The sequence below is a fragment of the Amycolatopsis sp. NPDC051373 genome (assembly GCF_040689465.1).
Classification (GTDB): Bacteria; Actinomycetota; Actinomycetes; order Mycobacteriales; family Pseudonocardiaceae; genus Amycolatopsis.
The window spans coordinates 176,014-200,134 of the sequence record NZ_JBFBAE010000008.1 but is presented as its reverse complement, the minus strand read 5'-3'; the positions used below and the strand labels follow the sequence as shown (position 1 = coordinate 200,134).

The window sequence follows — 24,121 nt, the reverse complement described above, 5'->3', positions numbered from 1 at the left end:
CGGTGAGACGGACACGCGAGAACTCCGCTTCTAGCGCTAGATCGGCTGGATGTCGATGTCTGGGCCGGTGTCCAGCTCATCGTCAGGGGTGATGATCACACTAGTGTTACTGCGCGTGTACGGCAGCGGTGGCAGCGGGATCCGTTGGTGGTACTTCGTGATCTTGTCCTCGGCCCGCTGTGCCGGCCTGGACAGCTCCGAGTAGAGGATGCCGTCGCGGAACGAGAACATGAACAGCCACAGTTCAGGCTGGCCACATGGCGACGGGATCGGCTTGCCAGCGTCGGTGACATCGAACAGCGGAACCATGCGGGGCACCTCGTCGATGAGGTCCCGGAGAACCGTGCGCAGACCCGTTTTCGGGGTCGGGCAGGAGTCCGGCAGGCCGGTGCTGTCATCTCCGGCGCGGACCACTACGTAGAAGTTGTGCGACGGGTGCCACGTGCGGGATAGGCCGCCTTCCTCATCCCGGTCCCAGCCTGTCTGCTCGCGGAAGCTGACGACAGCCTCGCTCCACTGGTCCTGGCCGGGAGTCTGTGCAGGCGCCAGCGGGCTGGTCCCGTCCCTCTTGCGCTGGCTGTTCTCGGCCACCCGGTGCAGGAGTTCTACGGTGAGGTCACGAGGTTCAAGGTGCTGCGTGGCCCAGGCCCGCCACACATCGCGGTCGTCGGGGTCCGGCAGAGCATGCGCGTGGGTCAAGCTGCCTCCTTGGTCTGAGGCGACTATAGACCACGCCTCAAATGAGGTTGCGTTTATTGCCGTCTGTGGCGAGTTGCCGCGCCTGGAGGCCCTCGGTCTGTCCTGCTTGACCGGGTCATCGCCTGTAGCGAGGTGTCAGCAATGACCGGAGCTGGATCGCCTACGGGCGCTCAGAGAGGATTTCGAGCAACCGCGACCTCGGCATGATCAGCGCCGGCGGTTGCCAACGTCACCTTGTGCGGCGGTCGCTGCTGACCACAACTTGTGACCAAGTGTGATCCCAGGCACACTGACATGCCTGGCGCGCCGTAGTAGCGCATGTGAGGAGACCGAGGTCCGGTTGTTGAGGATCAGCCAGCGGGTGTTGCGGCACCCGTGGCTCGCGCTGTGCAGCGCAGGTTCGCGGAGGGCGCGGCACCCCTGTTGAGCAGGTTCGACAGGAGGTAAGAGATGACGCGCCCCGAGATGTTCACCGCACGGCAGTGGGACCGTTGGGTCCGACGCGGTCGTGTCCTGGTGCGGACGAAGGCAAGTGTTCAGTTCGAGCTGGGTGACATCACCCTGGCCATGATCTCGAAGCAGCAGCACGACTTCGAAGATCATGGTGTCGAGGTGGTGCTGCAGGCCTACGCTGCAGCGATTGGGCTGGCTGCCAGCACCCTGAAGCAGTACCGGCACGTGGCGATCGCTTGGCCGGAGAGGAAGCGGAATCCGGACGTGAGCTTCACGATTCACCAAATCTTGTCAGCTCATCCAAGCCGTTTCCGCAAGATCTCAACGCCACGGGTAGATCCGGTGAGTGGTGAGCGCCGCTGGACAGTGAACGAGGCGCTGCGGGCGGCGGGCCGTACCCCTCTGCATCCGGTGACGCCCCAGGAGCGGGTGGACCGGGTACGAGACCTTGTACGTGAGAACGACGATGCGGCCCTTGCCGTTAAGGACATTCTGCGGCGGCCTGAAGTGGTCCAGCAGGTTCTCGAGGATCCGTCCGCGCGGCACATTCTCCGCCAGGCCGATCGCCCGGCGTACTACGCCATCGACGAGGACGTGGAGTCTGTCCCAGACGACGAAGAGCCTGCGCCCGCAGCTCCACCGCGCCGAGCAGCGCAGGTGCGCTACTCGGAGGCACCACGCGAAGTGCTCGAGCTCTTGGGCACCTGCACGACGTTCTACACGCAGATGCAACGCATGATCCCCACCCTTCACGTCGCGGAATACGACGACAACACCAAGCGCACGCTGCTGGAGAGCATCGAGCGCGTGCGGGCGGCAGCAGGCTGGGCCGAGACCGTGATCAACACTGGCGACACGTCGATGGACGAAGCGCTGGCCAAGCTGCTCGGAGGCGAGTCATGAACAACCACCACGACCCTATGCCTGCAGCGGAGGCCGCCAACCGCGTGTGGTCGGCGGTCGTAGCCGCCGGCGACGTCGGCATCAGGGGTACGCAGATCCGCGAAACCATGCGCCTCACGCGAAGCCAGTTCGAAAACGGCAAAGCGCACGTGCGCGATTACCGTTGCGCCGACGAGGGCACATGCTTCGTCTACGACGGAGACGTGTACGCCACCACGCGCGACCCTGGCCGCAGCGCTCAGTCGATGGCACTGAAGATGCGCTCCATCGACAAACAGCTCACCCGCCTGCACAAGTCAGCGTGCGCTCCGATCGCCGACGACGGCGTCAGTGACGCCGCATTTCGCTACGTCAAGAGGCAACTCGAGGCCATGATCGACAACTTGACCATCATGCGCGAGACGGGGTACTCGATCAACTCCAAACGCATCCGGGCCGCCGCACGCAGACGATGAGAATCATGCCCGTTGGGTCCGTTGGTCAGCCGGGGATGGGGAGGTGTGGGTATCGCTTGAGGACGCGGGGTTCGACGGTGGGGCCGGGCCAGAGGATGACGCGATAGGCGTCGTCGCCGTGGATGCGGTCGTCGGAGATGGTGTCGAAGCCGCTGGCGTAGGTGCGGGCGGTGTAGTCGCCGGGCGGGACGGTGGTGCGGGGGATGGCGGTGCGGTAGTCGAATGTGGACACGACGAGGCGGCCGCTGGTGATGCGGAGGCCGGCTTCGGTGACGTGGTCCCAGTCGTCGAGGTTGTCCTCGGGTGCTTCGGTGCGGACGTCGAGGGTGACGGGGAGGATACGGCGGCGGGCGGTGCCGACGCTGATGGCGCCGTCGGTGGTGGCGACAAGGTTGTTCATCAGGTCGGTGATGAAGGCTCGGCTGGTGTCGGGGCGGGCGGTGTCGTCTTGGACGAGGAAGCTGCCGTAGGCGGCGAATACGTCGAGCTCGGCGTAGGCAATCCGGCCGGGAGCGGGGCCGAGGGTGCCGGACACGCTCAGCCGCCGGGGAGGGGGTCGGGGTAGCGCTTGAGGACCTGAGGTTCGTGGATGTCGCCGGGCCAGAGGATGAGGTGGTACAGGTCGTCGCCGAAGCGGCCGTCGTCGGAGATGGTGCGGAACCCTTTGGCGTAGACGCGGGCGTTGTAGTCGCCGGGCGGGATGGTGGTGCGGGGGATGCTGGGGGTGTAGTTCAGCATCGAGACGATGATGCGGCCGGTGGTGGTGTGAAGGCCGGCTTCGGTGACGTGGTCCCAGCCGTCGAAGTTGTCGTCGGGGGCGGTGGTGCGGACGTCGAGGATGACGGGAACGGTGGTGCGGCGGGCGGTGCCGACGCCGAGCACGCCGTTGCCTCCGGCGATGAGGTCGTTGATGAGGGGCATGGTCCAGTCGTCGGGGTCGAACCGGACGGTTTCGTCCTGGACGAAGAAGCTGTTGTAGTCGGCGAACACGTCGAGCTCGGCGTAGGCGATCCGGCTCGCGTCGGCGCCGGAGTCGGTGCTGGTGGGTGTTTGGTCGGGCATGAGGTGGACCTGGGCTCCGTCGGGTAGGTCGTGGATGGTGTGTGCGAGGGGGCCGCGGGCGCGCATGCAGGTGATGGCGTCCTTGACAGCGAGGTTGGTGTCGTGGTAGATGCCGCCCGTGGTGAACAGGCGCAGCGGGATGAGGCGCTGGTCGTGGTCGAGGGGGCCGTGGCGGTCTTGCCAGGCGCCGGCGAAGGCGTGGGCACCGCGGACGTCGGGATCGGCGAGCAGCCACGCAGCCCAGTCGTCGAGGCTGCGGCCGATCAGGGTGCGGCCGGCGGTTTCGGGGTCGAAGGTGACGACGTCGTGGTTGCCGGTGATGGCGAACTGGCGGCCGAACAGGTCCTGCGCGAAGCAGAACAACCCGTCGGCCTGCCCGCCGTAGGTGTCCTTCCACGTGGAGGGGGAGTTCCAGTGCTGCAGTTCGGGCCCGAGGCCGGTCGGGCCGGCGCGGAAGAGCTGGATCCCGGCGTTGAACACGGTGAAGCCATTAACGGTGCTGAGCAGCCGGGCAAGTTCGCCGAGGGGGCCGTCGGTGTGGCCGAGATCGAGATCGATGCGCGGGCCGAGTGACCCGCGGGCCGTGTTGAGCAGCTGCGCGAGGGGGCTGGTGCCGGTGCTGGTCATGGTCGTCAATCCGCCAGGATGGTCACGCGCTGGCCGTTGTCCAGACCGGAGATCTGGTTGGCGATGGACCGCCTGGCCCCGCGGTTGTGGCCTGGGTCGATGTACTTCACGGACGATCCGTCGCCGCCTTCCTGGAACACAGCGGGAGGGTATTCGTCGCGATCGTAACCGGACCGGGTCTGCGGGACCTGTTTCATCGACTCCGCACGGCGATCTTCCGCGCCGTCGCGGTCGCCCGGTCATCGGGCAGGCGATCCCGGTGGCGCGCCCACGCCTGCAGCGCCGCCAGCGCCATCGCCTGCGCGGACGCCGGCTCGGGGGAGCGGTGTTCGGCATGCAACCCACACTGTGCCGATCTACTCGGCATGTCGAATCATTCGACAATAGTTGCCGACGTGCTCAGGGCAGTTCGACGAACGGCACGCCGACGGCGGCGAGCTTGGTTTGCAGGTTGATGTCGCCGGTCGCGACGTAGAGCGCGGATCCGGGGTGGTCGGACTACCGGAGCAGGGTGGAGGCGACGAACCGGTCGTCGAGCACGGTCAGGTCGAGCCAGGACGGAAGTCGATCGCTGTGCGGCTCGATGTGCTCGAACACCGCCCACACGTCACCGGCCACGCGCACGCCGGCACGACCGTCGCCGTTCGTCCGCAAGCCCTTGAGCCTTCTCTCGGCCCGCTTGGCTGCATCGCGCAGGTGGGGGCTGTTGGCGGCGAGTGGCCGCGATTCGGGTTCGGCGAACTCCACCGCCGGGCGCTGATGCGCTGGTGGCAGCTTGCGGCGTTTCGGCGGGCACGCGCGCCAGATTGGCGAGCACGCGCGCGGTACCCGGGCGTTTTGCTCCGCTTCGACCTGGATGGCTACTTGACCCGTCGAACCAGCGGGGATGTACTGGACGTGGCGATGGATCCCGCCGGGGCCCATGTGGCCCGAACCGCCGGAAGTGCCGGCTGATGGTTTCCTGGTCGATGCGTGCTGCAGCGGACCGGGAGGCTGTCGTGAAGACAATCAGCCGTTCTTTGCGATTGTCGATCTTCCTCGGCGAAAGTGACATCTGGCATCACCGGCCACTGGATGCCGAGATCGTGTCGCGCGCGCACCGGGCGGGTTTGGCCGACGCGAATGTGTTTCGCGGTATCGCCGGCTACGGCGCGAACTTGCGCATTCACACGCAGCGTCTGCTGCCGCTCGGCGGAGACCTGCCGCTGGTGATCGTCATCGTTGACTCCGCCGAGAAGATCCGGGCGTTCCTGTCACAGCTGGATGACCTCGAGCTCACCGCGCCGGTGGTGCTCGACGAGCTCGAGTCCATTCGCTTCACCGATTCGGCCCCGGCGTGGGCGCGCTGGTCACGGGCGAGCTAGGAGCCGGCGCGCGGGGCGACGCGAAGTTCAGTTCGGCGGTGCCACCCACATCGAGAGGGAGTGCATGACGATGCAACTCACGGGAACCGCGTTGCGCATGACGATCCTCATCGGAGAAGACGACGTCTGGCACCACGCTCCGCTGCACCGGGAAATCCTCGAACGCGCCCGCAAAGCGGGCCTCGCCGGCGCCACGGTCATGCGCGGCTGCGAAGGCTACGGCCTTCACGGCATGATCCACACCACACGGGTGCTGAGCATGGCCGACCACATGCCCATCCTCGTGCTGTTCATCGACCGGGCGGACAAGATCCGGGCGTTCCTCCCTCAACTGCAGGAGGTGATCAGCAACGGCACCGTGGTGCTCGACGAGGTCGACGTGATGACGATGGGATGGTCCACTCTGGGCCCCGTGACCAGGTCGCCCACCGACAACTGACGCTCCATTGTCCGTCAAACATCGGAGTCGGCCCGTACGGCGTCCGTGGTATCCCGCGGGCTGGCCTCACGACCGCAGTGCACAGGCCGCCGCAAGCCCCAGTGCCTGTGCGCTGCTCCGCGGGGATGGTCGCCCCACCTCCCATTTAGGGGCCGGCCATCCTCGCCCCCGCGGACGTGTGCGGCGTCGCTGCGGCTCAGAACCGACCTGGGCGAACTCATGGTGGTCGTGCATGCTGGCGTCGCCGCCGAATCCGGACAGACCGTGCAGGTGTTCGCGACCCGTATCACCGGTACCGGCGTGGTGACGGGTACGGCCGCGTACCTCGCGTCGGAGCAGATTCTCGGTGAATCGGCCGGGTCCGTCGCCAGAGGACGTTGTGCGGGTCTCCGTGTTGATCCGCGACCTCGATACTTTCGCATCCACCGACAAGCCACGCGGAACTGGCGAGCAAAAGCCGCAGAGCCCGCACGGCGGGCAAGAAACCCCGCACGACGAAGACGACGGCTGGCTCACTGTGCAAACCAGGGAAGCACTCAGGATGCAACACCGGGTGGATTGCGGCCTGGTTTTGAGAGTAGCTGCTCGAGTGCTTCGGCGGGGCTGCGCTTAGCCGAGGCGTTTGCGGGGGCCGGTTCTTGAGTTCGGCAGCCACGAACTCGAGATAGTCCGGGTGGTAGCCGGACAAGTCGGTGAACTTTGGAAAGTACTGCCGACGAGGATCGTTCGTGTTTTCGTTCGTGCCGCGCTGCCAGGGCGAGTGCGGGTCGCAGAAATAGATGTCCAGGTCGGTCGCTGCGGCGATCTGGATGTGGTTGGCCATCTCCTGCCCTGGTCCCAGGTCAACGTCCGGCGCAGAGTCCGCGGCAGCCTGGACATCGCCGTCGTCATCGCTTCCTGGACGTCGAGGGCCTTGTGCGTGTGCGGCAAATGCAACAACATGACGAACCCGGTTGCTCGTTCGACGAGCGTGCCGATAGCGGAGCCGTTTCCGGCCCCAGTAATCAGATCGCCACGCTCAGGACGGCGTGGGGTTCGGGGGCTCCGTGTTTGGCTGCTGGTCGGTTCCGGTTGGTGTCGGTGGGTGGCTGTTTTCGGTTGCGGGGCGTGGGTTGGTGATCCAGCGGGCGGCGAGCAGGCCGGATGCGGTGGTGAGGATGGCGGCGGCAATGACGGTGGTGTTGAGGCCGAGGGTGTCGGCGAGGATGCCGGCGAGCAGGGCACCGGCGGCGTAGCCGGTGTCGCGCCAGAAGCGGTAGGTGCCGAGTGCGTTGGCGCGCCAGGTGGGGTGGGCGTGGTCGGAGATTGACGCGATGAGTGTCGGGTAGACCATGGCGGTGCCCAGGCCGAGTGCGATGGCGGAGATGATCCCGGCGAGCAGGGGATCGGCGAGCAGGGCGAGCGCGAGCACGAATCCGGCGGCTTGAACGAGCATGCCGGTGACGATGAGGGGTTTGCGGCCAATACGGTCGGAGAGGTGCCCGCTGGGGATCTGGCCAAGCCCCCACAAAAGGGGGTAGAGGCCTTTGATGAGGCCGACGGCGGCGAGGCCGAGTCCGTGCTGGGTGAACAGCAGCGGGAACACGCCCCAGGTGAGCCCGTCGTTGAGGTTGTTGACCAGGCCGGCCTGGCTGGCTCCGCGCAGGGACCGGTTCTGCCAGGTGGTGCGGGCGAAGGTGGCGGCCAGGCCGGCGGATTGGGCGCCGTCGGCGGGTGCGGGGTGGTGGGACAGTTCCAGGGCGACGTGCGCGGCGGTGTCGCGCACGACGAGGGACAGGCCCAGCCCCGCGGCGACGAAGACGACCCCGATGAGTTCGGGGAGGGGGCGAAGGCCGTGGGTGGCGGCGAGGTAGCCGGTGAGCAGGGCGACGGCGCCGACCGCGACGTAACCTGCGGCTTCGTTGAGGCCGGTGGCCAGCCCGCGACGAGCCGGGCCGACGAGGTCGATCTTCATGTTGACGGTCATCGACCAGGTCAGGCCCTGGTTGAGGCCGAGCAGCACGTTGGCCGCGATGATCCAACCCCACGATGGTGCCCAGGCGAGGGCGAACGGCACGGGAATGCCGATCAACCAGCCGGCGATCAGCAACTGCCGACGGGTGAACCGGGCGATCAGGGCCCCGGCGGCGAGGTTGGTGCACGCCTTGGTCATGCCGAAGGCGATGATGAAGGAGAACACCGCGAGGTCGCTGGTCAGGCCGAAGGTCTCCGTGCCAATCAGGGGCACGGTGGTGCGTTCCAGCCCGACCAGTCCGCCGACGCAGACGTTGACGATGACCAGCAGGGTGAATTGGAGCCAGTTCTCGCGCAGGCCCAGTCGCACCGCTGTGGTCACGACGGCTCGGCTCCTCCGGTGAGGCTCAGGTCGTGGGCGCGGGTGTAGTCGCCGGGACCGCCGTCGAGCACCGTGAGATCGGTGCGGCCGGCGCGCTCGAGGAGGCTGGCGGCGGTCATGGCGCGTTCACCGTGCCCGCAGGCCACGACGGCACCGGCGGGGACGTCGGCGGCGTGTGCGGTCAGGCCACCGAGTTCGAGGTGGATCGCGCCCGGCACGTGACCGGCGCGGTACTCCGGTGCCTGACGAACGTCCACATAGGACCCTGTCGGTGCGCGGGCGGCGGTAGTGAAAGTGGTGCTGCGCACCTGGCCGCCGTCCCCGGTCCAGGCGGCGATGCCGACCGCCAGCTGACCGGCCAGCCGTTCGTACCCAATTTTCGCGGACTGCCAGGAGATGTCGGCGGGGTCCTGGTCGGGGTTGAGGACGAATACCAGCGGGGTGGTCTCGGGCAGCAGCCAGCCCAGCCACGTCGCGAACTGCTCGCGCAATGGAATCGACACCGCGCCGGGAATGTGGGCGGCGGCGAAGTCGGCCGCGGGGCGGACATCGACGACGGTTGCCCCGTCCGCGAGCAATGCCCGCACAGTGGCAGGGCGCAGCGCGGGCAGCGCCGGGGTGCCGGCCAGGATTGCCGGGCCGCGGCGATTGGCCTCGGACAGGCGGGTGAAGTACGCCGGATACGTTCCGAGGCCGGCGAGCAGATCACCGACGAACGCGTCCTCGGCGGGTGCCGCCAGCAACGGGTTGGCGCGCTTCTGGTCGCCGATGGTCGACGTGCGTTCAATTCCCGGCGGGGCGGAGCAGAACGATCCCGCGCCGTGGGTGGGCCACACGGCAACAGCGTCGGGCAGGGTGATCAGTCGCTGCAGCGACCGGTACTGGGCGCGTGCCAGCTGGTCGGCCCGCGCCGGGCCGAGCAAGTCCGTGCGGGCCGCGGAATTGACGATCAACGAGCCGCCGGTGAACACGCCGAGCTCGCGCTCGCCGTCGAGCAGCAGGAACGACAGGTGCTCGTCGGTGTGGCCGGGGGTCGCCAGAGCCCGCAGTGTCAGGCCGCCGAGATCGACCTCGTCACCGTCGGCCAGAGGGATGTGGTCGAACAGCCGGCCTCCCGCCGCGGAGGCGAGCACCGTCGCTCCCGTGTCGTGACCGAGCTGCACGGCGCCGGAGAGGAAATCGGCGTGCAGGTGGGTGTCGGCGGCGAAGGTGACCCGCAGGCCACGCCGCCGCGCGGCGGCGTTCAGGGTCCGCAGATCCCGAGAGGCGTCGACGGCCAGCGCGCGGCCGTCTCCCAGGTCCACCAGGTAGGCGCTGTTGCCGAGTCCTTCGTCGACCAGCGGGAGCAGATGATCGTCGGTGAAGCTCACAACGTTCTCCAACCTCGTCGGGGCGGGCCCCGTGCGTGCCGCGTGACGTGTCCAGCGTCTGATATACATTAATCCATAGATTTATGGAGGATGGGAAGATGGTGGAGAACACCACGGCTGGCCCGGACGGTGGTTCGGTGAAGGCGGCGGCCAAGGCGCGGTTGTACGAGGCGTTCGCGGTCAGCGGGAAAGCACTCGCCAACGGCAAGCGCCTGGAACTGCTCGACCTGCTGGCGCAGGGTGAGCGCACGGTAGACGCGCTGGCCACCGCGGCGGGACTGAACCTGACGACGGCGTCGGCGCATCTGCAGACGCTCAAGCAGGCGGGCTTCGTCGCGACCCGCCGGGACGGGGTGCGGGTGCACTATCGCCTCGCCGGCGACGACGTCGCGCAGCTGTTCGCGTTGCTGCGCACCGTCGCCCAGACCCATCAGCCGGCGGTGCCGCCGGCGCGTGACGCCTACCTCGGCGCCGCGCCCGCAGCGGAGATCACCCGTGAGCAGTTGCAGGCGCGCGCGGCGGCCGGGGATGTGGTGGTGCTGGACGTCCGGCCGCTACACGAGTACCGGGCCGGTCACATCCCGGGCGCGCTGAGTGTCCCGGTGGAGGAACTGGCGGACCGCATCAACGAACTGCCCGAGGGAGCCGACATCGTCGTGTACTGCCGGGGCGAGTACTGCGTGCTGGCCTACGACGCGGTGCGGCTGCTGACCGACCGCCGGCGCCGTGCGGTCCGGCTGGACGACGGCATGCTGGAGTGGCGGCTGGCCGACATGCCGGTCAACACCGGGGACCTCGCATGACCGAGCACGCCCACCCAACTGGCCGCCGCGACCGATAGGCATCCGGGGCTGGCCGGCGGGCCGGTCTGCTTGGACTACAACGCCACCACGCCGGTCGATCCGCGCGTCTTCGAGGCCGCGATGCCGTACTGGACGATCCGGTCAGTGACCGCCTACACACAAGTTGAAGGCCATCGACAGCTCCCACTACGACTTCGCCGTGGGGAGCCGGCAGCAAAGTTCTCTCTCGAACGGTGTTCGTATACATAGCCTGACGTGGGCTGATCGCAACATGCCCATCGTCACGTTGTTCTCAAAGAGTGGCACGACGACGAGCCGGGGCCGCGGGCGCGAGATGCCGTGAACGCCACACCGCGCGAGGGCATGTCGGGCCCCATGGCGCCGCGCGGCGCGGCCTACCGTCGTCGCGACGAACACGAACAGGGGTGCAGGGTGGCCGAGGACGAGCAGGCGTCGAAGAAATGTTTCGGGTGCCAGAAGTCCGAGCCCGGGCCGGGCGGGGTCCTTATCCGGACTAAGACACTACGTCCTTGATCAAGGAATGCGGCTCAGAACCGCGGGCCGACGTGGCGCCGAGTTACGAGCCGGTCCGGCGCACGTGGTGGCGAATCGGGGCCGACGGTCCACTGGTGGACGTGCAGGTCGAGGGCGGCGAGGTTGGCCGCCCACACCAGGCTCGGCAGGTCCCCGATCAGCGGGTAGGCGATCGTGCCCGGGCCGCGGCCGCTGCGGGCCCCGGAGCTGGGCAGGACCGCGGTGCGGATCCAGTCCGGGGTGCCGCGGGGCAGGTTCTTTTCGAAGAACGCCTGATCGGAGGCGGTGCCGTCCGGGAATCGGACCATCGTGACCGGTCGGCCAAGCAGGTGGGGGAGCAGGATCGGGGCGATGCTCGACTAGTAGTGCACGACCTCGCCCTTGGTGTACCCGCTCGGGTACAGGGGCTTGTCCAGGTTGGACAGCCCCAGCTGGCGCTCGCCGACCTGCACGTTCAGCTTCTTCTCGGCCATCGGCCTCACCCGCCGCCGCGGCCGGGCTGCTCGGGCACGGATACTGGTAACTGGCCACTATTCATCCGTGCAGTATTGCCTCGATTGCCTTGTCCAGCTGCGGACACGCGGCTACATGCTCAGCCGCCGGAATCACTCGCCGCAGCGACTGGCGCGCTCGGTGAGGCCAGCCTGTCCCGGGGAAGGCTCACCGTCTACCGCAGCAGCGTGAACATCAACTTCGTCGGTGTGTCCTACCGCTGGGACCTGGATCTTGGCCGGGTAGCTCGTTTTACGATTACCAGCATGCCCTGCTGCGCTGGCGCCACCGGCGGCTCCGGTAGCGGTGATCGGCGAGAGGCAGGTCATCTCCATCTGTGGTTGGCGAGGCGGACCACGAGCAGCACGACAGCGAATGCCGCGATCATTCCGGCCGCGATCACGAGATCGTTCATGGTCGCCCCCTTGGGCCCCGGGGCGGAGCGTCGGTTGGCGGGCTCCTTACAGCACAAAGTAGCGCAGCCACAGGTACGGCGCGGCCACGAGAACGGTGATCAGGGTGACGATCGTGCCCTTCCGGGTGAACTCCCAGAACGAGATCGGCGAGCCGGCGCGGGCGGCGATGCCGAGCATGACCACATTGGCGCTGGCGCCGACGGCGGTCATGTTGCCGCCGAAGTCCGCGCCCAAGGCGAGCGACCACCACAGGGCCTGCGAGTGCGACGGATCCGGGATGTCGTTCGTGAGCGCGAGGACGAGCGGGCTCATCGTTGCCACGTAGGGGATGTTGTCGATGACCCCCGACAACAGAGCCGAAACGCCCAGGATCAAGAACACCGCGACCAACGCGTTTCCACCGGTAGCGTCTGCGGCCAGGCGAGCGAGTGTGCCGATGACCCCTGTTTTGACCAGCGCGCCGATCATGATGAACAACCCGGCGAAGAACAGCAACGTCTCCCATTCGACCCCGGCCAGGTAGTCCTTGGGCTGGGTGCCCGACACAAGAACGAGCAGCCCGGCGCCGAGCAGGGCGACCACGGACGGGTCCAGGTGGAGTGTGGAGTGCAGCACGAAGCCGGCGAAGACCAGCAGCAGCACGGCGCCGGACTTGAGCAGCAGCTTGGGCTTGTGGATGGCCTCGCGCTCGTTCAGGGCCATCACGTCGGCGACCCGTCGCGGGTCGACGTCGAACGAGCCCCGGAACAACCACGGCAGCACCAGGACCAGGATCACCAGCTCGATCGCCACGATGGGGGCGAGGTTGATGAGGAAGTCGTTGAACGTCAGTCCGGAGCGGCTGCCGATGATGATGTTCGGTGGGTCGCCGATGAGCGTCGCGGTGCCGCCGATGTTCGACGCGAAGACCTCGGCCATGAGGAACGGCGCGGGTTTGATGTCGAGCCGGTCGCAGACCAGCAGTGTCACCGGGGCGATCAGGAGCACGGTTGTGACGTTGTCGAGGAACGCCGACGCGACCGCGGTGATCAGCGCCAGCAGGATCATGATCCGCAGCGGGGATCCCTTGGCGCGCTTGGCGGCCCAGATCGCGACGTACTCGAACACCCCGGTGCGGCGCAGGATCCCGACGATGATCATCATGCCGAGCAGGAGGAAGATCACGTTCCAGTCGACGCCGGTGTCCTCGGAGAAGAACGCGTCGGCCGAGCCGCTGACACCCGCCGCGAGCACGACACCGGCACCGGCCAGCGCCACAGCCATCTTCGGGAGCTTCTCCGTCGCGATGAAGATGTAGGCGACGACGAACACCGTGACCGCGATGGCCGTGCTCACCGCGCCACCGCCTGGGTCAGTGCAGCGCGAGCTCCAGCAGTCGCGAGGCCGACACGACGCCCAGCAGCGTCCGGCCCTCCATGACCGCCACGAGCGGACACCGCAGCCGCGCCATCACCGCGGCCACCTCCACGACCGTATCGTCCGCAGCCACCCGCGGCAGCTCCACAGGCTCCTTCGGCAGCAGCTCCCGCACCCTCCGGCCACCGAGTTTGTCCGCGATCCGGTCGGCCATCGACTCGTTCAGCACTCCGGCCAGCGACGGGTCGTCCTGCACGTAGGGGGGCACCAGGAACTGCACCACCTCTGATGCGGGCAGCACCGACTGCGGGCAACCCGACGCATCCGTCACCACCAGCCCAGGCAGCCTTCGCTCCGCCAGGAGACGAGCAGCGGCCAACGCATCGGAATCCAGATCGACGACCGGGTAGTCCTCGACCATCTGAGCGGCGTGCATACGGCCAGGCTACGACGACCGGTGGGAACTCGCGGGGGCACGAGTCGCTCCTGTCGCGTTCTTGACACGTCGTCGTCCGGTGGGAACAGCCAGCGATCAGCGGGACAGGACCGTGAGTCTGCGTGAGGTCGAATGCGGGAACGAGCGGCATGCGACTCCTCCGGGATCGAGCAAGCGGCTCGCCACCCGGCTGGGCACGAGCAGGCCGACCAGACTTCCCGGCACTCCACGCGTAAAGATGCCGCACAGACAAGGCCGGGGCAAACCGCAGCGGTGACATCCCGAACACGGCCGGGCAGGCAACCCCGTTGCCGGGACCCAGCTCAAGGTCTCGGCGATCGGCCAATGGCAGCGGCCGACGGCCGGTTCCGCGTCACCTGGGCGGAGCGCGATAGCCCAGCTGGAAATGTGTTGCATTCACTGCAATAACGGAACTTTCACCTCGGCCGGCGTCTTGTCCGGGCGCCAGCCCCGCCACGCGGTGTGGCGCAGGCGGTGTTCGCGCGGGGTGAACTGGCGGTGACGACCTCGCCGACCAGCGTCGGGGCGACCCAGCGGGCGCCGCGGACGCGGTCGCGCGGTACCTCGTTCGCGAACGGGCTCTGCGCGCGCTCCAGCGGCGCGAGTTTCTCCTGGGCGTCGAGCAGGGCCGGTGGTTGAAGCCGGTGCCGACGTCACCGATGTAGAGCAGCTCGCCGGTGTCGCGATCGTGCGCGCCGAGCAGCAGCCCGCCGAGCAGACCGTCGCGGCTGCCCTGGCCCGGGCGCCAGCCACCGATCACGACCTCGAGCGTCTGGATCAGCGGGTGCTTCAACCACTCCGGGCTGCGCCGGCCCGGCCGGTACTTCGAGGTCCGGACCTTGACGACCAAGCCCTCGAGGCCGCTGGTCGCCGCGACATCGAGCAGGTCCTGCGGGGTCATGCCGGTGGCCGAGAGGTCGGCGTGGCTGTAGGAGGGGGTGATCGCGACGAGATTCTTGTCCGACGGCTCGATCCCCTCCAAGACCTTCCGGCGCTCGTCGTAGGGCCGCTCGAGCAGGACGTCGTCGCCCAGCTGCAGGATGTCGAACACGAAGTAGGCGACCGCCCGTCCGCTGGTGTCGTGGTTTTGCAGCAGCCCGAAGTCGGGTCGGCCCGCGTCGTCGAGAGCGACGATCTCGCCGTCGAGCACCGCGCGCCGTTCGTCGAGCGCATCGGCCATCGCACCGGCCAGTTCGGGGTAGCGGCCGGTGAAGTCGTTGTTGTTGCGGCTGGTCAGCACGGTCGTGCCGTCTGCGGCGACCCGCGTGATCGAGCGGTAGCAGGTGGAGTCCCGTCGGGTTCGGGACGGTGCCCGAGTGTCCATGTTCTCCAATGTCGCAGGTAAGGAGCGTGTCCGGCCCCCGTCTGCGGTGGCCAGCATCGGCTCCACGTAGCCGGGCACCAGGGACCGGTCGCCCGGCGTGCGCTTGGCCATCGGACCTCCCCGGCTCGCCGGTCGCCGGGCAGCCTGCGCCCGGCGGCATCTGGTGCGAGCCTAACCCGCCAGTCCGCCCGCCGCCGGTGGGAAACGTGCAGGTCAACAGCCCCGTCGGGTGGTTTCGCGGGGCTGCCGGGCGGGTACCGCCGCGCCAACGGTTGCCGGGGGCACCGGCCCTCGGACAGCAGCCGGCCACGAACATCCACGACACCAAGGACACTGCCAACGCGACAAGGACGGTCGGACTTCTGACCCGTCACGGACACCATGGCCGGGCGGCCCGGGGCGTCGACGCCGACGATGCCGGTTCTACGTCGGTTCGGCGTTCAGCACGTCGGCGGCCAGCGCCGCGCAGCGCGGGCACGTCCTGAGGTTCATGCCGCCGACCTGGGGTCCGAACGGCGCCATGCGGATCACGATGCGCAACGTGCTGTCGCACAATGGATAGTCGGCCTGGCCGCGTACTGCGTGCCGGAGCCCGGCGGGTTGCTGAGCCACGTCGCCGGCATGCGCAAACATGCGGCTCACGCTGCGCGAACGCGGCGCCGGCGTCGTCTCGGTGAAGCCTGAGCACAGGGTCATCTCGATGGTCCTCCTGGCGGTTGAGTCGTCGCCTCAGGCTGCAGCGCTACGCCCGCGCTGCAGCCTGACCCCTAATACCTCGCCCGACGGCGGCCGCTACACCCTGACGACTACCGAGGCGCTCCTGCGCCCGGCGCGGCGTGTCGACGCTGGGGCACCTGATGAATACGCCTCCCCCGCGCGGGGGGCGCGGTCCCTGGCGACGTCATGCGGGTACCGGCCTCGCGTTTCTCCACCGAGTTCACCAGCGTTTTCAGGTTCGCCCGTGAGGACTACGAGGAGTGACGAAGTGGCTCGAGGACACCAGATGAAGGCGCTCGCCCTTCTCCCGGCTTTCGCGCTGGTCGGCCTGACCGTGGCCTGCGGCGCAGGTGGAAGTGGCGCCGGTGACGCGGGGAGCAGCAACAGCTCTTCCGCCGCGGCAGCGGGAGGCTCGTCGGACATCCCGGCGGTTGCCAAGGACGCCAAGCTCGCCGCGATGGTGCCGGCGTCGGTCACCAGCGACGGCAAGATCCTTGTCGGTCAGGACCAGAGCTACCCGCCGAACGAGTTCCAGGACGAGTCGGGCAAGGTCACCGGTTTCGACGTCGACCTCGGCACCGCGATCGGGCAGAAGCTGGGGCTGAAGATGGAGTTCCAGAACTCCGCGTTCGACGGCATCATCCCGGGCATCCAGGCCGGCAAGTACGAGCTCGCGATGTCGTCGTTCAGCATCAACCCCGAGCGGCTCCAGACGGTCGACATGGTCAGCTACTACAAGGCCGGCACCGCGCTCGCCGCCTTGGAGGGCAACCCGGACGGGCTGAACCTCGACGACCTGTGCGGCAAGAAGATGGGCGTGCAGAAGGGCACCACGCAGGTCGAGGACCTGCAGACGCGCTCGGACGCCTGCACCAAGGCGGGCAAGCCGGCCATCGACGTCACGCAGCTGCAGGCCCAGACGGACGTGAACCTGGCGCTGACGGCCAAGCGCGTGCAGGGTGAGCTGGCCGACTCCCCGGTGATCGACTACGCGGTGAAGCAGACCGGCGGGCGGCTGGACGTCGTCGGCGCGCCGTACGACACCGCGCCCTACGGCATCGTGCTCAAGAAGGACAGCGGCGACTACTCGAAGGCCGTTCAGCAGGCCGTTCAGGCGCTGATCGACGACGGCACGTACAAGAAGATCCTCGACAAGTGGGGTCTGTCCGGCGCGGGCACGGTGACCACCTCGGAGATCAACCCGGCTTCCTGACGCTAGTCAGGAGGCCGCGGGTTCTCGCACGTGCGGCGTACGCGCGCCCGCGCGTGAGCCGATCCTAACCAGGTGGACGGTGTCGCTGTGCCGGCCTCTTCGCCCCCGTCCGGGCGCTGCGCGCCAGGTCCAGGTAGGTGGTCGGCGCGCTGCCTGGGCGTCAGTCCTGGCCGGCCAGCGCGTCGGGGACGGTGTCGAAGAGTGCACGGCCTGCCAGCCACCCGGCGCCCGATCAGCGAGCGCCGATCGCCGCGGCGTCACGCAGCCGGAGATCTCGGGACTTGCTGCAGGGACACCATGTCGAGGCCCAAGACGCGGAACAGGGCCAGCAGACAATGCAGGTGTTCCTCGTCGGGGACGTGGCAGTAGATGATCGTCTCGAGTGGGGCGGCGGCGACTTCCAACTCGCCAAACCCGACGACGGCGTGGGCGGCACGGTCGGACAGGCGGCCCGACACGCGAAACACGTAGTGGGACTCCAACACAGCATCCTCCGGGGTTTCCCCTCGGTGTCAGCGTCGCGAGCGGGCCAGGATGTGTCGTCGCCCGTACCTGATGAGCTGAGCTCGTGTTCGCGGGGTGCGCGAGCCGCCCTCTGCGTCGTGCGGTTGCGTGTGGATACGAGGGCGATTTTCGTTGCTGAGGTCGGTTCGGCTGAGCCGTCTGCCGGCGCGGCGGCCCTGTGGGCGATCCGCTCGGGTTCGGATCACCCCGGGGACGAGCCACGGTGGGGCATGCGCTGGAATTTCCGTTTGTGACCGACAACCCCACCGGGCGGGACGAGGTAACCGAGTTGCTGCACGCGCCGGAGCATGCTGGCGATGAACTCTGGCCCCGCCGATTCGCCAGGAGGGCGCAGAAGCGGCTGGCGAGTCTGACACCGGCCGAGTTGGCCCGCATGGACGCCGAGCTCGCCGCCCTCGAAGCGGCCGAGAAGGCATTCAAGGACGGCCGAGCCGCGTTCCAGGACGGAGACCTGGAACTAGCCGAGTGGCGGCTGCTCGTCGCCGCCGCGCACGGGTTCGGCGAGAGTGCCACGTACCTCGCCGCGATCTACCACCACCACGGCAAGACCGGGCTGGCGCAGTCCTGGGCCGCTCTGGCACGCGCCAACGGTCTACCCGTCTTCGACGTCATACGAGCCATGGACCCCGGCATCGAAGAGCAGCGGTGACGCTACGGTTTCGCGGGTGGTTCTTGCCGGGTCACCGCCGGCCGGTTTCGCTGCTTGGTGGTTGTCAGGGGCAGGTGGTGGGCACGGGTCGTCCGGCGAATCGGTCGCTCAGCCAGGCGATGGCGGCGGGCAGGCCGGTGGTTTCGCCGGTGATGTGGTCTCCGGGCACGGTGGTGAACACGGTGCGGACACCTTCGGTGCACCAGGTGTGGTTCAGGGTGCGTGCTTGGCCGAGAGGCACGATTTCGTCGAGGGCGGCGTGGTACTGGAACACGGGCACGGTCGGTGCGGGTCGGGTGATGAGGTTGTTGTCTGCGTAGACGGCGGCGACGTCGGGGCGGGTGTCGAACTGCTGGATCGTCTCGCCGGTGGAGTAGTCGGTGAACTTTTTCAGCGGGAAGCTGGCGAGGGTTTGCACCACGCACTGGGTCTTCAACGACGCCTCCGTGGCCTTGCCCGCGGCCGTGAGGGAGTCATCGAGCGGGAAGCGGCCGGGGTAGGCCTGCTGCAGGCCGGTCAGCGCGTACAGCTGCAAACCCTCGCCGATCAGGCTGCCGTCCAGTGACTCGGCCACGTTCTGGACGTCGGCCGGCACACCGCCGGACACGTCGGTGATCAGCGTGAGGTCCGGGGCGTAGGAGGGGGCCAGTGACGCCGCCCAGCTCGACGCGCCGCCGCCCTGGGAGTAGCCCATGGTGGCCCAGTGGGTCGCCGGGGAGATGCCCGTTCCGGGGATCGCGGAGGCGGCGCGGGCCATGTCCAGCACGGTGTGCGCCTCGGAGACCCCGGCGACGTAGGTCGGGCTGGAACCGGTGGTGTAGCCCTCGTAGTCGCTGACCACGACGCCCCAGCCCTGGGCCAGCAGCAGCTCGAGAGGTTCGAGTTCCTGCTCGGTGGAGGTGGCGAATTGTTTGGACGGCGCGCACTGCTGCCCAAGGCCCTGGGTGCCGACCGCGAGGTCCACCCACGGCCGGGGGCCGGCGCCGAGCCACGGCAGCTTGGGGGTGAACACCGTGCCGGTGACCGCGATGTCGGCGTCGCGGGCGTCGCGGGAGTGGTACATGACCGTGGTGGCCGTTGCGGTCAACGCGGTCGCGAGGACCGGCGCCGGTTGGGTGCGGATCACCGCGCCGGGCGCGCCGGAAGGCAGCGGCGACGGCGCCTGGTAGAAGTCCGCCGGTACGGCCGACGCCGCCGGCGGCGACAGCACCGCCGCGACCAGCGCGGCCAGGCCCAGCAGGCTCGTCACAACAGAACGGTGCACCGTATCCCCATCTCACTCAGTCCCATGATCGGTGGCACCCCCATGCGGCCCGGCGGAGACACCCGACAGCATTCTGCACGTATTCGTGCGCACAGTGTGAGGATGCCGCCATCCGGCGACGTGATCCACATCTACTCGCATGGTGCTCGCGCCCGGCGTGACCAACATGCCGGGGACCTTCGCTTAGGGTGTGCCGGTGCGTGCTGCGCGACTGGCTGCGGTGATCCTGCTCGGGATCGGCGTGGTGACCTATTCCGCGTGGCTGCTGGAGTTCGTGCTGCCGACCGGGATCTCCCCGGTGCAGCAACCGGTCGAACAGCTGCTGTCCGTGCAGCCGGTGTTCCGCGTCGCCCTCGGCGTCTCCGGGCTGGCCTTCACGCTCGCCGGCCCGCCGCTCCTGCGCCTCGCACCCGTGCACTGGATGGCCCGGATGACCGCGGGCTCGCTGTGCGCCTTCGGCATCGCCCTGCTTGGCGACGTCGCGCGGCCCGGCACGACCGCTCTTCCCTTGCTGGCCAACTTGGCGGCCCTCGTCGGCGCGCTCAGCCTCGTGCTGTGGTGGCCGCCCGGCTGGCGCGCGTGGGCCACGGTGTTCCTCGCCTTGGTGGTACTGGCCTGGGCGGCGGTGATCACCGCCGCCCAGCTCGGCCCGGGGCATTTCGCCGGGCTGTTCACCCGGGCCCAGATGCTGGTCCGCGCCGCGCTCGTTGTGGTCGGGACGACCTATCTCGTGGTTACGCCTAATCCGCGGCACGTTCCCGTGCGTGGATGGATTCCCCGCCAGTAGCCCGAACGTATAGCCATCAGGTTCAACCTCACAGCAAGCGTTGTATTCGGCGCTTGCTTCCCGAAGGCCCTACCGGGTGATCGTCGCGATCCTCACCACCACCGGCATCCGTGCCCAAGAACTGTGCGCGCTCAACCGGCGCGACCTGCCACCGCGCCGGCCCCGACGGAAAACCCGCGCTGTGGATCAACGGCAAGGGCCGCAAACGCCGCTGGGTCCCGGTGCGCAGCTCAGGTCCGGACGAGTCGACCGCAGGTCCGACGCGCAGGTAGACCGCGGCGCCGGGGGCGGGGGGCGGATCTGCGGCTCGGTCGCCACGTCCTGCTCCAGGCTCCAGGCTCCAGACGATGACGATGGTGCCGTGGTCGGTGGACCAGCTCTGCAGCACGGCCCACGGCTTCGCGATCTGGGTGCGGCGCAGGACGTCGGCGCCGAGGTAGGCGGCGGGGTCGGCGGCGTCGGCACCTGGGCAAACCGGAAATCGGTTCCACCGGGATGTGGAAGGCAAATCACCTGCTGTGCTTGGTGGGGTCGCTTATTTCTTGTCCTGGAGCTCCGAGCGGACTGACTCGGTGAGCTCCTCCCAGGAGTCGACGAACTTCTGGATTCCCTCGTCCTCAAGAACTTTGAAGACGTCGTCGAGGTCGACGCCGGCTTCGGTGACGGCCTTCATGACCTTCGCCGCCTCGTCGTAGGTCTGCTGGATGGGCGTTCCGGGGCTGCCGTGATCGGCGTAGGCCTTCAGGGTCTTCTCCGGCATGGTGTTCACCGTGTCCGGCGCGATGAGGTCGCTGATGTAGCGGGTGTCGGGGTAGTCCTGGCTCTTCACGCCGGTCGACGCCCACAGCGGCCGCTGCGGTCTGGCGCCCCGGCCTTGCAGCGCGCGCCACCGGTCGGAGGAAAAGACCTCCTCGTAGGACTGGTAGGCCAACTGCGCGTTCGCCAGCGCGGCCTTGCCCTTGAGGGCGGGGTCCGCGCCGGCCTTGTCCAGACGTTCGTCGATCTCGGTGTCCACGCGGGAGATGAAGAAGGAGGCCACCGACTCGATCCCGGTCAGCGACCCGCCGTCCCGCACGCGCTGCTCCAGTCCGGACAGGTACGCGTCCATGACCATCCTGTACCGCTCGGGGCTGAAGATGAGGGTGACGTTGATGCTGATGCCCGCGGCGATGGAGGTGGTGATTGCGGCCATGCCTTCCTGCGTCGCCGGGATCTTGATGAACAGGTTGGGCCGGTCGACCAGCCACCACAGGTGCGCCGCCTCCGCGGCGGTGGCATCGGTGTCGTGCGCCACCCGGGGCGAGACCTCCAGCGACACCCGGCCGTCACGGCCGGTGCGCCGCGCCACCGGGGCGAGCAGGTCGCAGGCGTCGCGGACATCGGCGGCGGTGATGGTCCGCAGCGCCTCCTCCACACTGACCCCGCGAACCGCCATCGCGTGCACCTGGTCGTCGTAGGAGTCCGAGCCGCTGACTGCGGCGGCGAAAATTGTCGGGTTCGTGGTGACGCCCACAACGGAGTAGTCGTCGACCAGCGTCTGCAGATCGCCGTTGCGGGTGCGGTCGCGGGAGAGGTCGTCGAGCCAGACGGCGACCCCGGCTCCCGACAACTCGGCCAACTTCTCGTTCTGTGTCATGGCAGTGCCTTCCAAGTTCGGAGGATCGGACAGGGCATTTGGACGGGTCAGCGGTCGCCGGTGGGGGTGTGCGGGCCGCCGACGCTGTCGGGGCCGGTGGGGGCGAGCGGCGGCGCCGCGACGGCGGCAAGGCTCTCCCGCGCCGCGGCGACGACCGCGTCGGCGGTGAGCCCGAACTGCTCGTAGAGCACGGTGTAGGCGGCGCTGGCGCCGTAGTGATTCAGGCCAACGATCCGGCCGGCGTCGCCGACGAACTCCCGCCACCCCATGCGCACGCCGGCCTCGACGCTCACCCGGGCCCGCACCGTGGGCGGCAGCACCTGCTCGCGATAGGACTGGTTCTGGGCCGCGAACCACTCCCAGCACGGCAGCGACACGACGCGCGTCGCAACGCCGTCAGCCTCCAGCGCCTCGCGGGCGGCGACGGCGATCTGCACCTCCGAGCCGGTGCCCATCAGGATGACCTCGGGCGTGCCGCCGGAGGCTTCGGCCAGCATGTAGCCGCCCCTGGCGACGCCCTCGGCCGACGCGAACTCGGCGCGGTCGAAGACGGGCAGGTTCTGGCGGGACAGCGCGAGCCCGGCCGGCCGGTCGTTGTGCTCCAGGATGGTGCGCCACGCCACTGCGGTCTCGTTGGCGTCGGCCGGGCGGACGAAGTCCAGCCCGGGGATGGCGCGCAGCGCCGCGTAGTGCTCGATCGGCTGGTGGGTGGGGCCGTCCTCGCCCAGCCCGATGGAGTCGTGTGTCCACACGTAGGTGACCGGAAGCTGCATGAGCGCGGCCAGCCGGACCGCGCCGCGCATGTAGTCGGAGAAGGTGAGGAACGTGCCGCCGTACACGCGGGTCCCGCCGTGCAGCGCGATGCCGTTCATGATCGCGCCCATGGCGTGTTCGCGGACGCCGAAGTGCAGCGTGCGCCCGTACGGGCCGCCCGACCACATCTTGGTCTGCCGGTCCGCGGGCAGGAAGGAGGCCGTCCCCTTGACCGCAGTGTTGTTGCTCTCCGCCAGGTCGGCCGAACCGCCCCACAGCTCCGGCAGGACCGGGTAGAGGGCGGCAAGCACCTCACCGGAGGCCTTCCGGGTGGCCACGCCCTTCGGATCGGCGTCCCAGGTCGGCAGGTCGTCGGCCCAGCCCTCCGGCAGTGTGCGGGTGGACAGCCGGCCCAACAGCGCGGCACCATCCGGGTTGTCGGCCCGCCACGCGTCGAAGCGTTGCTGCCACTCGGCGTGCGCCTGCTTGCCCCGCTCGGCGACCAGGCGGGCGTGCTCAAGCACCTCCGGGGCGACCTCGAAGGTCCTGTCGGGGTCGAAGCCCAGGATCTCCTTGGTCGCCCGAACTTCGTCCTCGCCCAGCGCCGACCCGTGGGCGGCACCGGTGTTCTGCTTGTTCGGCGAGGGCCAGCCGATGATCGTCCGCAGCACGATCAGCGACGGGCGGCCGGTCTCGGCCCTGGCGGCGGCCAGCGCGCGGTCGACCGCGGCCAGGTCCTCGCCGTCGTCGACGTGCTGCACCTGCCAGCCGTAGGCCTCGTACCTCTTGCCGACGTCCTCGGTGAACGCGATATCGGTGTTGTCCTCGATCGAGATCCGGTTGGCGTCGTAGACCAGAACCAGGTTCCCCAACTCCTGGGTGCCGGCCAGCGACGACGCCTCGCCGCTGACGCCCTCCTCCAGGTCGCCGTCCGAGGCGAACACCCACACCGTGTGATCAAACACGCTCCCGCCGTTGGCGGCGTCGGAGTCCATCAAGCCGCGCTCGCGGCGGGCGGCCATCGCCATGCCTACGGCGTTGCCGACGCCCTGGCCCAGCGGGCCGGTCGTCGTCTCCACGCCGGGTGTGTGGTCGACCTCGGGGTGGCCCGGGGTCAGGGAGCCCCAGGTGCGTAGCGCCTCCAGGTCGGAGAGCTCCAGACCGTAGCCGGAGAAAAAGAGCTGGATGTAGAGGGTGAGACTCGAGTGCCCCATCGACAGGACGAAGCGGTCGCGGCCGACCCAGTTCGGATCGCTCGGGTCATGACGCAGCCACTCCTGGAACAGCAGGTAGGCCGTCGGAGCCAAGCTCATCGCGGTACCGGGGTGGCCGTTGCCGACCTTCTGCACGGCGTCCATCGCCAGCACGCGCACGGTGTCGATCGCGCGGCGATCGAGATCGCCCATCCCCTCGGGGAGGGTCGGGTGTGGCTGGGCGGGGTTGCCGGTGGGCGTGTCGCTCGCAGCCTCGGCGGGGGCCTCGGGGCGG

General features: G+C 68.7%; 23 protein-coding genes and 3 pseudogenes. 8 read left to right on the top strand and 18 right to left on the bottom strand.

What is annotated here, in order from left to right; all coding sequences use genetic code 11:
• Positions 1–36 precede the first annotated feature (36 nt).
• Entirely contained in the window at positions 37–699 is a 663-nt protein-coding gene (locus AB0383_RS17110) for a hypothetical protein (RefSeq protein ID WP_366187813.1), read from the bottom strand.
• A 450-nt stretch (positions 700–1,149) separates the two neighbouring features.
• Between AB0383_RS17110 and AB0383_RS17105 the strand changes: the two genes are divergently transcribed.
• A complete protein-coding gene (locus AB0383_RS17105; protein WP_366187812.1) occupies positions 1,150–2,055 on the top strand; it encodes a DUF6192 family protein in 906 nt (301 codons plus the stop codon).
• Positions 2,052–2,510: a hypothetical protein gene (locus AB0383_RS17100; RefSeq protein ID WP_366187811.1), complete on the top strand. Its 459-nt coding sequence runs from the start codon at positions 2,052–2,054 to the stop codon at positions 2,508–2,510. Before AB0383_RS17105 ends, AB0383_RS17100 begins: the two co-directional genes overlap by 4 nt.
• Before the next feature lie 25 nt (positions 2,511–2,535).
• Here AB0383_RS17100 and AB0383_RS17095 read toward each other — a convergent pair whose 3' ends face one another.
• The 4 genes and pseudogenes from AB0383_RS17095 to AB0383_RS17080 all read right to left on the bottom strand — a co-directional run bounded on the left by AB0383_RS17095 (position 2,536) and on the right by AB0383_RS17080 (position 5,123).
• Positions 2,536–3,045, bottom strand: coding sequence for a hypothetical protein (locus AB0383_RS17095; RefSeq protein ID WP_366187810.1), 510 nt, complete (start codon positions 3,043–3,045; stop codon positions 2,536–2,538).
• Positions 3,046–3,047: 2 nt separating this feature from the next.
• Entirely contained in the window at positions 3,048–4,199 is a 1,152-nt protein-coding gene (locus AB0383_RS17090) for a hypothetical protein (protein WP_366187809.1), read from the bottom strand.
• A 5-nt stretch (positions 4,200–4,204) separates the two neighbouring features.
• Positions 4,205–4,420, bottom strand: a pseudogene (locus tag AB0383_RS17085) (NucA/NucB deoxyribonuclease domain-containing protein); the annotation flags it as partial.
• Positions 4,421–4,697: 277 nt separating this feature from the next.
• Complete coding sequence (locus AB0383_RS17080; RefSeq protein WP_366187808.1) at positions 4,698–5,123, bottom strand: hypothetical protein; 426 nt, start codon at positions 5,121–5,123, stop codon at positions 4,698–4,700.
• Between the two features lie 74 nt (positions 5,124–5,197).
• Here AB0383_RS17080 and AB0383_RS17075 point away from each other — a divergent pair, with 74 nt between their 5' ends.
• A complete protein-coding gene (locus AB0383_RS17075; RefSeq protein WP_366187807.1) occupies positions 5,198–5,563 on the top strand; it encodes a DUF190 domain-containing protein in 366 nt (121 codons plus the stop codon).
• Positions 5,564–5,627: 64 nt separating this feature from the next.
• Entirely contained in the window at positions 5,628–6,002 is a 375-nt protein-coding gene (locus AB0383_RS17070) for a DUF190 domain-containing protein (protein ID WP_364179806.1), read from the top strand.
• A gap of 536 nt (positions 6,003–6,538) precedes the next feature.
• Here AB0383_RS17070 and AB0383_RS17065 read toward each other — a convergent pair.
• From AB0383_RS17065 to AB0383_RS17055, 3 genes and pseudogenes are all read right to left on the bottom strand, one after another.
• Positions 6,539–7,016, bottom strand: a pseudogene (locus AB0383_RS17065) (IS30 family transposase); the annotation flags it as partial.
• A gap of 4 nt (positions 7,017–7,020) precedes the next feature.
• Positions 7,021–8,337, bottom strand: coding sequence for an MFS transporter (locus tag AB0383_RS17060; RefSeq protein ID WP_366187806.1), 1,317 nt, complete (start codon positions 8,335–8,337; stop codon positions 7,021–7,023).
• Positions 8,334–9,707: an MBL fold metallo-hydrolase gene (locus AB0383_RS17055; protein ID WP_366187805.1), complete on the bottom strand. Its 1,374-nt coding sequence runs from the start codon at positions 9,705–9,707 to the stop codon at positions 8,334–8,336. The genes AB0383_RS17060 and AB0383_RS17055 overlap by 4 nt, the downstream gene beginning before the upstream one ends.
• Before the next feature lie 98 nt (positions 9,708–9,805).
• Between AB0383_RS17055 and AB0383_RS17050 the strand changes: the two genes are divergently transcribed.
• Positions 9,806–10,510 carry a metalloregulator ArsR/SmtB family transcription factor gene (locus AB0383_RS17050; RefSeq protein ID WP_366187804.1) on the top strand — a complete coding sequence of 235 codons (705 nt, stop codon included), beginning with the start codon at positions 9,806–9,808 and terminating at the stop codon, positions 10,508–10,510.
• A gap of 548 nt (positions 10,511–11,058) precedes the next feature.
• Here the strand turns inward: AB0383_RS17050 and AB0383_RS17045 are convergent.
• The 6 genes and pseudogenes from AB0383_RS17045 to AB0383_RS17020 all read right to left on the bottom strand — a co-directional run bounded on the left by AB0383_RS17045 (position 11,059) and on the right by AB0383_RS17020 (position 15,785).
• Complete coding sequence (locus AB0383_RS17045) at positions 11,059–11,388, bottom strand: hypothetical protein (protein ID WP_366187898.1); 330 nt, start codon at positions 11,386–11,388, stop codon at positions 11,059–11,061.
• 609 nt (positions 11,389–11,997) lie between these two features.
• Complete coding sequence (locus AB0383_RS17040) at positions 11,998–13,287, bottom strand: ArsB/NhaD family transporter (protein WP_366187803.1); 1,290 nt, start codon at positions 13,285–13,287, stop codon at positions 11,998–12,000.
• A gap of 16 nt (positions 13,288–13,303) precedes the next feature.
• Positions 13,304–13,744: a CBS domain-containing protein gene (locus AB0383_RS17035; RefSeq protein ID WP_366187802.1), complete on the bottom strand. Its 441-nt coding sequence runs from the start codon at positions 13,742–13,744 to the stop codon at positions 13,304–13,306.
• A 437-nt stretch (positions 13,745–14,181) separates the two neighbouring features.
• Positions 14,182–14,361: a hypothetical protein gene (locus tag AB0383_RS17030; protein WP_366187897.1), complete on the bottom strand. Its 180-nt coding sequence runs from the start codon at positions 14,359–14,361 to the stop codon at positions 14,182–14,184.
• A 251-nt stretch (positions 14,362–14,612) separates the two neighbouring features.
• Positions 14,613–15,089, bottom strand: a pseudogene (locus AB0383_RS17025) (DNA ligase); the annotation flags it as partial.
• 423 nt (positions 15,090–15,512) lie between these two features.
• A complete protein-coding gene (locus AB0383_RS17020; protein WP_366187801.1) occupies positions 15,513–15,785 on the bottom strand; it encodes a hypothetical protein in 273 nt (90 codons plus the stop codon).
• A gap of 289 nt (positions 15,786–16,074) precedes the next feature.
• Here AB0383_RS17020 and AB0383_RS17015 point away from each other — a divergent pair, with 289 nt between their 5' ends.
• Positions 16,075–17,019, top strand: a complete 945-nt coding sequence (locus AB0383_RS17015) for an ABC transporter substrate-binding protein (RefSeq protein WP_366187800.1) — start codon at positions 16,075–16,077, stop codon at positions 17,017–17,019.
• A gap of 257 nt (positions 17,020–17,276) precedes the next feature.
• Here AB0383_RS17015 and AB0383_RS17010 read toward each other — a convergent pair whose 3' ends face one another.
• Positions 17,277–17,501 carry a hypothetical protein gene (locus AB0383_RS17010; RefSeq protein ID WP_366187799.1) on the bottom strand — a complete coding sequence of 75 codons (225 nt, stop codon included), beginning with the start codon at positions 17,499–17,501 and terminating at the stop codon, positions 17,277–17,279.
• 416 nt (positions 17,502–17,917) lie between these two features.
• Between AB0383_RS17010 and AB0383_RS17005 the strand changes: the two genes are divergently transcribed.
• Positions 17,918–18,193 (top strand): hypothetical protein, encoded by a 276-nt coding sequence (locus tag AB0383_RS17005; protein ID WP_366187798.1) that lies wholly within the window; start codon positions 17,918–17,920, stop codon positions 18,191–18,193.
• A 64-nt stretch (positions 18,194–18,257) separates the two neighbouring features.
• On the opposite strand, the gene AB0383_RS17000 is transcribed toward AB0383_RS17005, so the two are convergent.
• A complete protein-coding gene (locus AB0383_RS17000; protein WP_366187797.1) occupies positions 18,258–19,442 on the bottom strand; it encodes a lipase family protein in 1,185 nt (394 codons plus the stop codon).
• Positions 19,443–19,653: 211 nt separating this feature from the next.
• On the opposite strand from AB0383_RS17000, the gene AB0383_RS16995 reads away from it, so the two are divergent.
• A complete protein-coding gene (locus tag AB0383_RS16995) occupies positions 19,654–20,244 on the top strand; it encodes a hypothetical protein (RefSeq protein WP_366187796.1) in 591 nt (196 codons plus the stop codon).
• A 535-nt stretch (positions 20,245–20,779) separates the two neighbouring features.
• Here the strand turns inward: AB0383_RS16995 and tal are convergent.
• Both tal and tkt read right to left on the bottom strand, forming a co-directional pair.
• Positions 20,780–21,880 carry a transaldolase gene (gene tal, locus AB0383_RS16990; RefSeq protein WP_366187795.1) on the bottom strand — a complete coding sequence of 367 codons (1,101 nt, stop codon included), beginning with the start codon at positions 21,878–21,880 and terminating at the stop codon, positions 20,780–20,782.
• Between the two features lie 47 nt (positions 21,881–21,927).
• Positions 21,928–24,039 (bottom strand): transketolase, encoded by a 2,112-nt coding sequence (tkt, locus tag AB0383_RS16985; protein WP_366187896.1) that lies wholly within the window; start codon positions 24,037–24,039, stop codon positions 21,928–21,930.
• Between the last annotated feature and the right edge of the window lie 82 nt (positions 24,040–24,121).